Source organism: Nitrospira sp., assembly GCA_037045225.1.
Classification (GTDB): domain Bacteria; phylum Nitrospirota; class Nitrospiria; order Nitrospirales; family Nitrospiraceae; genus Nitrospira_A.
In genome coordinates this window covers 2,392,112-2,405,765 of record JBAOHZ010000009.1, presented here as the reverse complement: position 1 = coordinate 2,405,765, position 13,654 = coordinate 2,392,112, and the positions used below count along the sequence as shown (strand labels likewise).

Annotated in this window: 9 protein-coding genes; all 9 read left to right on the top strand. The window is 57.9% G+C overall.

All coding sequences use genetic code 11. The features are described 5' to 3' along the window. Positions 1–156: 156 nt before the first annotated feature. Complete coding sequence (locus V9G17_12125; GenBank protein ID MEI2753339.1) at positions 157–948, top strand: hypothetical protein; 792 nt, start codon at positions 157–159, stop codon at positions 946–948. Continuing rightward, the gene (locus V9G17_12120; protein MEI2753338.1) at positions 938–1,717 is read left to right on the top strand and encodes an MBL fold metallo-hydrolase; all 780 of its coding nucleotides are present in this window, start codon (positions 938–940) and stop codon (positions 1,715–1,717) included. The genes V9G17_12125 and V9G17_12120 overlap by 11 nt, the downstream gene beginning before the upstream one ends. Before the next feature lie 96 nt (positions 1,718–1,813). Continuing rightward, the gene (locus tag V9G17_12115) at positions 1,814–2,590 is read left to right on the top strand and encodes a class I SAM-dependent methyltransferase (GenBank protein MEI2753337.1); all 777 of its coding nucleotides are present in this window, start codon (positions 1,814–1,816) and stop codon (positions 2,588–2,590) included. 94 nt (positions 2,591–2,684) lie between these two features. Beyond that, positions 2,685–4,340 carry a radical SAM protein gene (locus tag V9G17_12110; protein ID MEI2753336.1) on the top strand — a complete coding sequence of 552 codons (1,656 nt, stop codon included), beginning with the start codon at positions 2,685–2,687 and terminating at the stop codon, positions 4,338–4,340. A gap of 164 nt (positions 4,341–4,504) precedes the next feature. Next, a complete protein-coding gene (locus V9G17_12105) occupies positions 4,505–6,616 on the top strand; it encodes a universal stress protein (GenBank protein MEI2753335.1) in 2,112 nt (703 codons plus the stop codon). Further along, complete coding sequence (locus V9G17_12100) at positions 6,616–8,019, top strand: radical SAM protein (GenBank protein MEI2753334.1); 1,404 nt, start codon at positions 6,616–6,618, stop codon at positions 8,017–8,019. The genes V9G17_12105 and V9G17_12100 overlap by 1 nt, the downstream gene beginning before the upstream one ends. A 68-nt stretch (positions 8,020–8,087) precedes the next feature. Beyond that, complete coding sequence (locus tag V9G17_12095) at positions 8,088–8,603, top strand: hypothetical protein (protein MEI2753333.1); 516 nt, start codon at positions 8,088–8,090, stop codon at positions 8,601–8,603. 358 nt (positions 8,604–8,961) lie between these two features. Continuing rightward, positions 8,962–10,725 carry a di-heme-cytochrome C peroxidase gene (locus tag V9G17_12090; GenBank protein MEI2753332.1) on the top strand — a complete coding sequence of 588 codons (1,764 nt, stop codon included), beginning with the start codon at positions 8,962–8,964 and terminating at the stop codon, positions 10,723–10,725. A 144-nt stretch (positions 10,726–10,869) separates the two neighbouring features. Further along, positions 10,870–13,587, top strand: a complete 2,718-nt coding sequence (locus V9G17_12085) for an ATP-binding protein (GenBank protein MEI2753331.1) — start codon at positions 10,870–10,872, stop codon at positions 13,585–13,587. The last annotated feature ends 67 nt before the right edge of the window (positions 13,588–13,654 follow it).

The following is a 13,654-nucleotide window of genomic DNA, read 5'->3' as shown; positions in this document are numbered from 1 at the left end:
GATCCTGACGGAGGCCCCGGCCGGCGTCAAAATTCAGACGCATGCCAGGGCGGAGTCAGTCGAGCCATGACTTGAGTTTTTCCCGAATGTGCCGATAGAGCATTACGAATGGCCCCCGAGCCTTGAACAGGCCACCCCACCATCAGCTCAACCACTATGCATGACGTCCTGAGCCTCTTTAAGCGCAATATCAATCAGCTCTTCGGGATCTGCGTCGATATCCTCAACGTCGGGCGCTCTCTCCAGCAGCTCTCGCTCTCCATGCAGATTCTGGCGAATAACGGCGTCGTGCAAGCGGCCAAAATCGCAGGAGGGAAAGGCCGGCCCATGCTGGCGCTCGTCGAGATTCTGAACAATACCCCCAAAGAAATCCGGCCCGAGGTGGAAGCACTTGAGCACCTCTGCGCGGGGCTCGCCCGTGTCACAGCCCACAGTTCAAACATTGTCTGGCGCTATCATCAACTGATCGCCAGCCTGCTTTCGTCGATGGCGCATGGTGAGCAGAGCTCGGCCGCAAAAAGCCTGAACACCTTGTCTCACCTCCGTTTCACCACGGCGGCGGATGTCACGCAATTGATGCAGCATCCGGCGTTTTCGGACGCAGGGGCACTCGAACGCGACAATCGCGTCTATATCGTCCAGCTGTGCCAGACCAATCTCGCCGAACTGCATGAGCGGCTGAAAGAGGCGCTGCGCTGCCTGGGGGAAACCCAGCAGGCTCTGGTCGGCCTGAAAACGATCGGCCTCACCGCGCGCTATATGGCCTTCTGTATTTCCTCGGAAGCGGCCGGGTTGGCAGAGGCAGAAGCCAACTTCAAGAACCTGGCGACGGAGATCACCCATGTCGTGGATGATCTGGATGCGAAAACCCGCGCCATGAAAGAGGCCATCGAGCACGGGCAGGAGCTCTTAGAACTGCTGCTGAAAGGGCACACGTATGCAAAGTAAAGTCTTGTATAACCAGAACGGCCACCAGTGGATCGTCATCGGCCGCGATCCCGAAAAGGACAGTCACGTCATCGACACGAATGAGTACGTCATCATCAATCGCAGCCATGCCATGTTGCTGGACCCGGGCGGCATTCAAATCTTCCCACAGGTCCTGGCGGAACTCGCGAAGTATGTGCGCATGCAAGACATCCGCGTGATCTTTGCCAGCCACCAGGACCCGGACATCTGCTCGTCGCTGGCCATGTGGCTCGACCTGAACCCCGCGATCAAAACCTATTGCTCCTGGCTCTGGACAGGCTTCGTCAGCCATTTCAGCACCGGTGCGGTGATCACGTTGAACCCCATTCCGGACCAGGGGATGCGCATCAGGATCGACGACGAAGGCCCTGAGGTTGAAGCCGTTCCGGCCCACTACTGTCACTCCTCCGGCAATTTTTCTCTCTACGATCCGACCGCCGGCATTCTCTTTTCGGGGGACATCGGCGGCGCCCTGGTCCCCGACCATCATGCCAGCCTGGTGGTCACCGATTTCGAGCAGCACATCCAATATATGCGGGGGTTTCATCTGCGCTGGATGCCGTCCACCGTCGCCCTGCGCGGGTGGACACAACGGGTCCGCGCCATCAAGCCCCGCATGATCTGCCCGCAGCACGGCTCGATCTTCGAAGGCGAGATGGTCGGCAAGCTGCTGGACTGGCTGGACAGCCTCGAAGTGGGTCAGTGGAAGGACAGTGCCGCCAAGACCGACACGCGCGCGGCGGCCTGATCGCCACTAGCGCACCGATCGAATCATTCCCATCACATCCGTCCCACCGGCACCGCTACCTTGACAACAGGCAAAAGCGGGTGCTACCACCCTCCCATGGTGCGGGCGGAACGATCTCCCATACATGATCAGCCGGAAGAGGCGGCAAAAGCTGTCTCAACCTGGTCCGGGCAGGCGCGTGAACAGGCCGTCCAACGGATGTTCACCGCGATCGCGGGCGTCTACGATCTCAACAACACCCTGCTGAGTTTCGGCCTCCATCACCATTGGAAACGCCTCACCGCATCGTACGTGCCCACCGAAACGAACGGGCGCGCGCTCGACATCGGCGCCGGCACGGCAGATCTCGCCCTCTTGATTGAACCCAAGATGGGCCAGGCAGGCCATGTCATCGCCTCTGATTTGAACCATGCGATGTTGGCGGAAGGACTGAGGAAAGTCACCGGGCGCGGGCTCCGCGACCGGATTACCTGCCTGCAGGCCAATGCCGAGCAGCTGGGCTTCCCTGACGAGACCTTCCATGCCGTGACCACCGGCTTCTGCATGCGCAACGTGGGCAACCTGACGCAGGCGTTCACGGAAATCCGGCGGGTGTTGCGGCCGGGCGGTCGATTCGTGTGTCTGGAGTTTTCACGACCGGCCTATGGCTGGCTGCGCGGCCTCTACGATTGGTATTCGTTTCGCCTACTCCCTTGGATCGGCACCAAAGTGGCGCGGGACCGCACGGGAGTGTACGAATATCTCCCGGCATCCATCCGCACCTTTCCCGACCAGGAACGGCTGGCCACCCTGTTACGCGAAGCCGGATTTCGCCAGGTGGAATACCGGAACCTCACCGGAGGCATTGTCGCCATCCACGTGGCAACCAAGTAATACAGCGCGCATGGCCTATGGCGAATGCGCCAGGAGCAGGGAGCCATTCCTTTCTCGCCTATCAGCCCTACGCGAGTAGCCATCAGATCCGACCATGGAATCCATTCTCTACATTTTCCTCCCCTGCAAGAAGGTGTACCCGATCGGGGTGACCTATCTGGCCGACTTCATCCATCGACGGAAGCCGGAGGTGCGGCAACGCATCCTCGACTTGTCGTTGTTCCCGGAATCGCAACGCAGCCAGGCGATCCGCGATACTGCGCTTGAATTCAAACCGGACCTCGTGTGTTTTTCGTGGCGGGACATTCAGATTTTCTCTCCCCACGAAGGTGACACCTCGCTGGAGCATGCCTTCAATTTTTATTTCGCCGGGAACCCCATCAAACGGGTCGCCGCGTCGTTTGCCGGGCTGAAGCAACTCTATCGCTACTACAGCCATATCCGAGCCAATCTGTCCTACCCCTGGTTGATCCGGAAGGAATTCCCCAAGACGCAGATCATGATCGGCGGCGGAGCCTTCACGGCCTTTGCCGACCAGTTGATCGAGAAGCTTCCGGAAGGAACCATCGGCATCCTGGGCGAGGGGGAAGACGCAATTCTGAAGGTGGTCAACGGCGAATCGCTGGAAAACGAGCGCTATATCATTCGCGAGGGGAAACAGACGCGCAAAGGCAACCAGGGCGCTCCGGCGCTGCTCGACGCCTTAACCGTCGATCTGCCCTACCTCACTTCCATTTTCCCGCAGCACGCCTCGTATATGGATGAATCCATCGGCGTCCAAACGAAACGCGGCTGCCCGTACGACTGCGCCTTCTGCCTGTATCCCTATATCGAAGGCAAACGCGTGCGGTACCGGCCGCCGGCAATGGTCGTCAAGGACATCTCCCAGCACTATCACCAATGGGGCGCCCGGCGTTTCTGGTTTACCGATGCGCAGTTCATTACCGGGAAGGAAGCCTATCCCCAATGCACGGAGATCCTCGAACGGATCGTGAGTGAACAGTTGGAGATCGAGTGGTCCGGCTACATCCGCACCTCATTAATCACGCCGGATCTGGCTAAATTGATGGTGCGATCGGGTGTCGGAGACTTGGAAGTCGCCATTACCTCCGGGTCGCAGGAGGTGTTGAATAACCTGCACATGGGCTTCAAGCTCGAACGGCTCTACGACGGATGCCGCTATCTGGCCGAAGCGGGGTTCAAGGGCAAGGTCATCCTCAATTACTCACTGAACTCCCCGAAGGAAACGGAAGAGAGCCTGCTGCAAAGCGTTGAGTCCTATAAGAAGGTCGCCTCGATTTTGGGAGAAGAACGGGTCTTCCCCTTGATGTTCTTCCTGGGCATCCAACCCAATACCGACCTGGAGCACCGGCTGCTGGAGGAAGGCTACCTCTCGGCTGGATACAACCCCCTCATGCTGACGCCGACGAGCATTCGTAAACTGCTCTATAACCCGGCGCCGTTGAACAAAATCATCGCCAAGGCCTGCCTCGCCGCATGGGAACGAAAAGAAGGAAGCCGCGATCCCCGCGCCTGGACCGGTTCACTATCTCAAACCACTTCTCAAGCGACCCCCTCCGGCCCAAAACCGGACACGGCCCACTATGCCGATGCAAACCTCATTCGCGGCATTCAGAACAACTCCGGACGGGACGCGCTGCTGACCTTGGAGGACATACTTCGCTCGCGTCGCCCCGCTCAGCCGACCGCCGCCACGACGGAAAAGACGGCTGTGAGTCCAATGAGTTAGCCGTTATTCACAGGCCCTTGCACACCCTCGGTTTGCTTGCATTCCCCGAGAACACGGTGCTATCATGCCGCTTCTTTTGGGGTAAAGTTCCACTCAACCGTTTGAATTCTTGGCGGTTCTCTGATCTCTTCCCCCTGTAGAGTGTTTGCCTAGGAGGCGTTTCGATGTACAAGACCATTTATATCCCGGTCGATAATTCCGACCATTCCAATACAGCCGTCGATGTTGGAGTCGAATTGGCGAAAACCTACGGCTCGAAGATTGTGGGTAGCCACGTCTATGCCGCCAAGATGCACGATAAGCGGTTTAAGCAGATGGAGGCCGGCCTTCCCGAAGAGTATCACGACGAGAAGGAACTCGATCGCCAGCGCCAGATCCACGATTCGCTCATTACCCGCGGGCTCCAGATCATCACGGACTCCTACCTCGACTACGTTGATAAAAAGTGTAACGAGGCCAACCTGCCCGTCGAACGCCGTTCCTTAGAGGGACGCAACTGGAAAGTGCTGGCTGAGGACATCAACACCAATGCCTACGATCTTGTGATCATGGGGGCCTTGGGAGTCGGAGCAGTCAAAGACAGCGTGATCGGCAGCAACACCGAGCGAGTTCTGCGGCGCGTACGCAACTCCGACATGTTGATCATCAAACAACCGACTCCGGTTGGCACCGGCAAAATCGTCGTGGCCGTGGACGGCAGTCCCTATTCCTTCGGCGGTCTCATGACCGGGCTGGCACTCGGCAAAGCGTTTAATGTTCCGGTTGAGGCCATTTCAGCCTTCGATCCGTACTTCCACTATGCGGCGTTCCACAGTATTTCCGGCGTGCTCAATGAAGAGGCGGGGAAAGTCTTCCGCTTTAAAGAGCAGGAAAAACTGCATGAGGAAGTCATCGACAGCGGTCTGGCAAAAATTTATCAATCACACCTGGATATCTCCCGTGAAATCGCTCAGGCCGAGCAGACCGATGTGAAAACGACCCTCTTGGACGGGAAGGCCTTCGAAAAGATCATTCAATACGTGCGGAAAGAAAATCCGTGGCTCCTGATTGTGGGTCGCATCGGCGTCCACAGCGACGAGGACATGGATATCGGCAGCAACACGGAAAACCTGCTTCGGGCGGCAACCTGCAACATCCTGGTCTCGAATCGGAAGTACGTGCCACCGATCGATACCCAGGCGGAATACACCATCGCTTGGACCGAAGAAGCCTTGCGTCGGATGGAGCGAATTCCCGTGTTTGCCCGTGGGGTGGCCAAGACCGCCATTCACCGATACGCCATTGAGAAGGGCCACACGATCATCAGCAATACGGTCGTCGACTCGGCCGTCGGACACATCCTCCCCAAGGGAGCAATGGATGCGATGCGGGCCTTGGGCGGGAATCTGGATGCCGCCGGAATCGATCGCGACAAGATGCAAGCGGACGACTCAGTCGCAGCGGACCTGATGGGCTCCACCCTGAGCGGGATGATGACCCAAGTGGTGGAAGAAAAACCGGCCCACAGCCCCGGTACGCAGGCCTACCTGGATCGAATGAGCCAGAACTACTTTGTGTGCGACGGGTGCGGCTATATCGGAAAAGGCGACACCCCCGTGAAGTGCCCGGTGTGCAGCGCCGAAGGTGATCGCTTCAAGCAAGTCGACAAAACCATCTTCGAAGCAGCCGCCAAGGCCGAAGGTGGGCTTGAGACCGATGTCGCCTATGACGATGTCCCGATGCAGTGGACCAAGGATGCGAAAGAGGCGATTCGCGCCGTGCCGGCCGGCTTCCAACGTCGCCGCGCAAAAGCCAAGATCGAAAAGAGCGCCCGCAAGCTCGGTATGACCACGATTACGCTGGAATATGCCGGCTCGATGATTCAAGAAGCGGCCTCCGAAGACTATACCCCCATTTTTGCAAACAAGGGGACGGGGGCAGTTCCTCAACCGACCCCTGCGGTAGCCGAGCCCAACGGAACCGAAGCCCATGCCAAGAACGGCCATAGCGAGGAACCGGCTCCGGCTCCTCAGGAAGCCTTGTCGCCCTATACCTGGACGCCGGATGCTCAGGGTCGTTTGGATCGTGCACCGGAAGGGTTCATGCGGGAATGCACCAAGGCCCTGATCGAGAAACACGCCGATAAGATCGGCACGACGGTGATCACCCTGGAAGTTGCGACTGAGGGAATCGAGCAGGCGAAGGGCTACATGGCCGATGCCATGAAGACCGGCAATCTGAAAGATATGATCGCCAACCTGACCGGCTCCTCCAGCAAAACCGGGGCAAACCGGTGATGGGAAAGTCACTGCCGGTCCTTAATTTCCCGTTCCTCGGCGATAAGCTGGAGTCTCTCCAGCAGCAAATCTCAAAGTTCATCTCTCCGACGTCCCCTTCGGCGGCGCCGAACGATGGTCGAACGGTCGATGACTTTAAGCCCTACCTGGTCGCGCTGAATCTGACCAAGCGCTGCAATCTCAAGTGCGATCACTGCTATCTCGATGCAACGACCAAAGCCGGCGGCGGGTCGGATGAGCTCAGTACGGAAGAATGCTTCCGTCTCATCGATCAAATCGCCGAGGTGAACAAGGGATGCCTGCTGGTAATCACCGGCGGTGAGCCGCTGGTGCGGCCGGATATCCTGGACATCGCCCGGCATGCCGTGGGACTCGGGTTCATCGTTGTGTTCGGTACCAACGGCATGTTGATCAACGATCGTATGGCAAAAACGCTGGTCGAGATCGGCGTGATGGGCGTCGGTATCAGTATCGACTCTCTTGATCCGAGCAAGCACGATCAGTTCCGTGGTGTCTCCGGCGCCTTTGCCAGCGCATTAGCAGGCATCGAGGCCTGTAAACGCAACGGGCTGCAGTTCCAGGTTCACTTCAGCGCGCAACCCATGAATTATCAGGAGTTGCCCGCGGTGGTGGAATGGGCCCATACTCTCGGCGCACGAGTGTTGAATGTCTTCTTCATGGTCTGCACCGGGCGCGGCGAAGAACTGACGGACATCACGCCCCAGCAATACGAAGAGGTTCTTGGCTATCTTGTGGATTGCCAGGACCAGTACAAAGATATGCTGGTGCGCGCCCGTTGCGCGCCACATTTTAAGCGGCTGGCCTACGAAAAAGATCCCAATTCTCCCCTGACCAAAGCTACCGGTTACATGGGCGGCGGGTGTCTGGCCGGGACGAATTATGCGCGAGTCACTCCGAACGGAGAGCTGACGCCTTGTCCCTACATGCCGCTCTCAGCCGGAAATGTTCGCGAGACGAGTTTTGTCGATTTGTGGGAACGTTCGGACGTGTTCAATTCATTCCGCTACCCCCAACTGAAGGGCAAATGCGGCGATTGCGAGTACACGGATATCTGCGGGGGCTGTCGGGCTCGACCCTACGTCGATCACGGCGACTGGCTGGACGAAGATCAATGGTGCCTCTACACCCCCAAGGGCGGCGAAAAGATCAAAGTCGCCTTTAATACTCCGGAAGAGACCGATATCGCATGGGACGAGGCCTCGGCATTGCGACTCAGCCGAATCCCCTATTTCCTGCGCGCCATGGTCAAGAAGGGCGTGGAACGTCATGCCAGGGAAGCCGGCATCGCGATGGTCACCGTTGAATTGATGGAAGAGCTGAGGAAAAAGCGCTTCGGGAACGATGCGCCCGTCTTCAATTTCGATATGCGAGGAAAGGACTAGGAGCGGGCGAGATTCACTGACTACGGTAGGCCCCCTATCTTCCCTGTTGCCCTTGGCCGAATCTATACATGGACTCCGTACAAAGTATCTTCCTTGACCTGAATCAGCTGATTCCGATCGTCAACCACTGGTTTCACCTCCTTTCGGCCGTCATCTGGATCGGCGGACTCGCCTTCATTGTCATGGCCGTGAAGCCAGGCCTCCGTGACGCCGCGTTGCCGAAAGAATATGTCCGTCCGATTACCGACGCCTTCTACAAGCATTACAAGCGGGTGGCGGGGCTCCTCCTGGTCGTCCTGCTATTCACGGGCGGTATCAACCTCCACTATGTCAATCAGGTCCTGGTCTCCCAGACCGGCCAGGGGATGCAAAACCATCCCAAGTACCTCTGGATTTTCTGCATCAAGCTGATCCTGGTTCTGTGCCTACTGACGCTGTTTCTCTACACCGTCATTTTCAAGTCGGATCAAGACGAGGAAGAGGAAGGCGAGAACTACGAATCCATTCCGTTCCAACGCGCCGCGCTCTGGATGGGTTTTTTCATCATCCTCTGCGCTGCCGCCATGAAACACCTCCACCAGTAGCTAAGCTACCTCACGTCGCCCGTAGATCGCATTCGTCGACTGCGCTGTATCTCTTCAGATACCTTCCTGTGCTAGCGTTGCTTTATCCCCTGCTACATCAACTCGACAGTGGTCAGGCCGAGCACCTGCATCCATCGCGTTCAGAAATAAATGGCTTTCATTTACCGATCCAGGTACCCTTCCCGCGCTCACGGCATGTGAGTTGCTTATTGTAACCTCGGGAGTACTGTGCGCTCCCCTCTCACTGCATTGTTGTCGCAATCGGGAATCGAAGAGTGAGTGCGTTCAGGCAACTCACCCGCTGGATCGATCATGCGCGCCCAATCATATAATCTCGCCCACCATGAGGAGATGAATCATGCCCTTCTACCCCCGACGCATTGCGGTACTTGCCGGGCTGCTGTTTGCACTTTCGACCGTGCATTGCCAGGCAATTGATCTTCCCTCTTCACAGCATGTCGGCGCCTCTGATATTCAGGGTTGGCCTGAGCAGGAGCGGCAACGGTGGTATCACACATCCGCCGGCACCCAACTGATTCCCTACGACTGGTTTGTCGCGTTAATTGAAGACGAGTCGATCCTCGATGACTTCGCCACCACCGGTATCCTGCGTGACCCTTCTCACCCAGATAAACTTCCTGTGGGATTCGCCAAAGTCGAAGGAGGGCCGTCGTCCCCCGCGATGGTCGGCTTTACCTGCGCGTTTTGCCATACGACCGAGTTCAGATACAAGAACAAGAAGAACGAGAACGAGTACAAGAACGAGCCGATTCGCATCGAGGGGGGCCCGTCACTGCAGTACAACTCTCGTTTCCTGCAGGTCCTTTTCAGCAAACTTGGTGAACTCAACTCGCCGGACAAGTTCAAAATCTTCGCCGCCCGCGTACTCGCGCGCCGCGGGGAAGCCATGACCACGTATACGCTCACCACCTTAGGGCGGGAACTCAAGACACGCACCCAGGGGCTCATTACTCGGGGCGGGAAAGATACTTCCCCGGAACAATGGGGACCGGGTCGCTTCGATGCCCTCGGCCGGGGAGGCAACACGGTCTTTACCCCTCTCCATCCCGACAACCTTCGCCCCTCCAATGCGTCCGTTAGCATTCCTCCCTTGTGGGGCGTATGGGAATATGACTGGGTGCAATGGAGCGGCTCGATTCAGCATCCGCTCGCGCGAAATATCGCGCAAGTGATTGGCGTGAATGCCGGCCTCTTCGCCTGGACGCAGACCGCGACTTCGATTCCGTCGGAAAAGAGTGAACTTTTCCAATCCTCGGTGGATATCAACTCCCTCAAAACATTGGAAACCCTCGCCCGCCGGTTGCCTTCGCCTCGTTGGCCGAGCACATTTCCCTCCATCAATCGCGAGTTGGCGGCAAAAGGCAAAGACCTGTACCATGGCAACAAGGCTAAAGGCATTCAAAACCTCTGTGCCCATTGCCATGTTGCCACACCCATCAAGAATTCATCTCCCAATGGTCCAAGCCTCCACGTCACCATGGTGCCGCTAAAAGAAATCGGGACCGACTCCCTGTATCTTGAAAATTTCTCGCGCCGCATGGTGGATACCGGCCCGTTGCAACGTGGCCGTATATCGGCACGAGAGGCCTCGGAACTTATTACCAACGAACTGATGGCCGTGAGTCCCGCGGGGAACGATCCTGACTATCAGCACCTGACGAACAAGTGGAGGGACACGGCGCAATATATCGCCCGCCCGCACGTTGCCGTCTGGGCGACCGCTCCGTTTCTTCACAACGGATCGATACCCAATCTCTATGAACTGCTCTCCCCCGCACGCGAGCGCCATGCGTGTTTTTATCTGAGCCCAACGATGGAATTTGATCCCGATAACGTGGGCTTCGCGATTGAGGAATGTACAGGGTCACCGGCGAGCCGCGACCTGCCGGGAGGCTTTGAGTTCAAGACCTACCTCCCAGGAAACGGGAACGGAGGCCATGAATTTGCGAACGTCCCAGGTTGCGAGAGCGGAAGCAGCAATGGCATCCTGGGCTGTGAATTGCCGGTTGAGAACCGGCGGGCCCTTATCGAATACATGAAAACCTGTGACCTCGACGGTAGGGTCATACGTGACGCCCCGGCCTGCCGGGATCTTGAATAACGAGTCTCGAACAGGCCGCCACACGCACGCCGCAAGACGCCACGCGGAAAAGAAGCGCTCGCCTCCGGCGCGCCAGTTCGTTATGATCTGGGCGCCGGGGCGCTTCCTCGCCACGTGGCATGGACCGAATCGTCTGGCTGCCGTATGATCGATCTCCTCTCCAAGGAACGCTCCATTCTCGAACGACCGTTCATGGAGTTTCGCCCGTTCGGCCTCAACGACCAGGGCGAAAAGATCTGTGACATCAGCGGCGTCATCGTTCAATCCAACGTCGATTATTTGCACGACTATCTCAGCCGCACGGGTGGGGACAATGCTGCCCGCGAAGCGCTGGATGAACTGTGCCGATTACTCAACTCGCGCCTTCCGGACCGCACCTATCACGTCACGCCCGACTTCCTTCGCAATATCTGGAATAGCTACTCCTACGAATTCGTCTGTTACCTCAGGGAATTCTGCGAACAACTGTCCGGCGATCCCCATTTTCACGTCAACGTGGGCACAGACCGGAAAGTCCCCCCGTTGATTCAAATCCTCTGTCGCCCATTTTCGACCCAGCAGCTCTACAAGATGTGGCCCTATTTCGGCAGCAAATACGTCCGAGGAGTCTTGGAGTTTGAGGTCGGGCAGGTGACCAGACGTTCGGCCGTCCTCCGTATGACGTTTACCGATCGGGCCCTGGTGCAGTTCGGTCCCTACCGGAAACGCTGCGTGGATGTCATCTGCCTGTCGTGTAAAAGCAGCATCGCCCGGGTGCAGACGCAAATACACGGCACCCCGGCCGCCACTGTCAGAGATCTCGCCTGCACCGCCAATGGCGATCCCTACTGTGAATGGGAGTTCACCTGGATACCGCAGGTCCGCAGCTCCGTCCCGCTCGCCATGTGGATGCTCGTCGCAGGGGGAACGTTCACCTATCTGCATCTTCGCCAACCGGACGTACCGACGGTGGAGGCGCTGGGACTCGCGGCCGTTCCGGCGTCGTTACTGTGGTGGATGATCACCAACCACATGCGTCGGGCCGCCAAACCACTGCAACGGTTACTCAAGGAGCAGGAGCAGGTCGTCGACGCGCGGCATGAGGAGTTGCGCGAGGCCTACCTCGAACAACAAAGCACCGCCGTCACCTTACGCCGCAAAATCAATGATCTCACCACGCTTCACCGCGCAGGCCTCTTGTTCAGTTCGACCTTCGATCGTGACGAACTGCTCACCAATGTACTCGATACGATCGTCCGCGATTTGCACTACGATCGCGCCATGATCGTCCAGTTCGATCGCACCCGCAATGTCTCGCACGACTTTCGAGTACGCGGCATGCCGCAGGATGTCGCCACCTTTCTCCGCACGCAGGAGGTCCTCATCACCGACCCGAATAGTGTGGAAGGCACGGTGTTCTTACGCGGTGAGCCGGTGCTCACGAATAACGTGCACGAGCTCTGGGACCGCCTACACCCGTTCGACCAGAAGCTGATCAGCATGGTCAATGTGAAATCGTTTATTACCGTTCCCCTGAAAACGCACGATGCCGTCATCGGGGCGCTCACGGTCGATCGCACGCACAATCAGGCGCTCACGCAGGACGATCTCGATGTGTTGATGACACTCGCCAGTCAGGTCGCCATCGGCCTGGACAATGCCCAAGCCTATCGCGAGATCGAATCGCTTAATGCACGTCTGGAAGCGCGTGTGCGCGAACGGACCGCCGAGCTGGAAACCGCGAACGCGCAGCTCAAGCAGATGGATCGACTCAAATCGAAATTCCTCGCTCACGTGTCCCACGAGCTTCGAACGCCTCTCACAAGCATCGTCGGATTCGCAGACAATATGATCGAGGGACTCGTCGGCTCGCTCAACATGAAGCAGGAGCAATATCTCACTCGCATCAAAGCCAACGGCACCAGGCTCGCGCGCATGATCACCGATCTCCTCGACCTCTCCCGTGTCGAGGCCGGAAAACTGACGCTCTCCTTCGACCATGTCTGCCTTCCGGCGATCGCCGGCGATGTCATCGAACAACTCCTCCCCCTGGCCATCACCAAACATCTGACCATCGAACTCCAGAGTTCCGATTCGACGCTGCTCGTGTGGGCGGACCAGGATCGACTCAGCCAGATTTTGACGAATTTATTGGATAATGCTATCAAGTACACGCCCGACGGGGGGCACGTTTCCGTGGAACTCTCCATCGATCTGCACCAGATGGCTCAGGTCGTCGTTCGTGACAACGGCCAGGGAATCCCCTCGGATGCGCTCCCCAAACTGTTTGATCCATTCTTTCGGGTGCAGCAAGAAGAACGCGGCCAGACCAAGGGCTTGGGACTTGGGTTGGCGATCGTGAAAGACTTAGTCGATCTGCACGGCGGCAGCATCAGAGTACGTAGCGAGGTGGATCAGGGCACCGCGTTTATCTTCACACTGCCCCTGCAGTCACGCGACTCGATCCCCCTCACCAAATTGCCTGCCGTCCGCCGCACGGTGCTGGTGGTCGATGACGACCTTGATATTTGCGACCTTCTGCGGGATCGACTGGAATCGGAAGGAGTCCAGGTGTATACCGCAGCGGATGGTCTCGCCGCGTTGCGCCTGTTGGCGGACACGCCGATCGACGGCGTGTTACTTGATATCGCCTTGCCGGAGTTGGACGGGTTTGAAATCCTCCGTCAATTACGCCACTCGCACCCCACGCTCCCGGTGGTGATGATGACGGCCGTGGAGGCCTTGGACCGCGCCATGGCAGCCGTGGAATCCGGGGCTCAGGGCTATCTCTTGAAACCCTTCGATGCGGCCCGCTTGCGGCAAATCGTCGACCGTTGGTTCATCGCCGGCGCCGACCACTCAGATTATCCGATAGGACGATAACCCCATGGTGTTTGCCGACCGCTCCCGCCGTGTCCTGGCTCTGTGCATAATGCTTCCAGCCATCGTA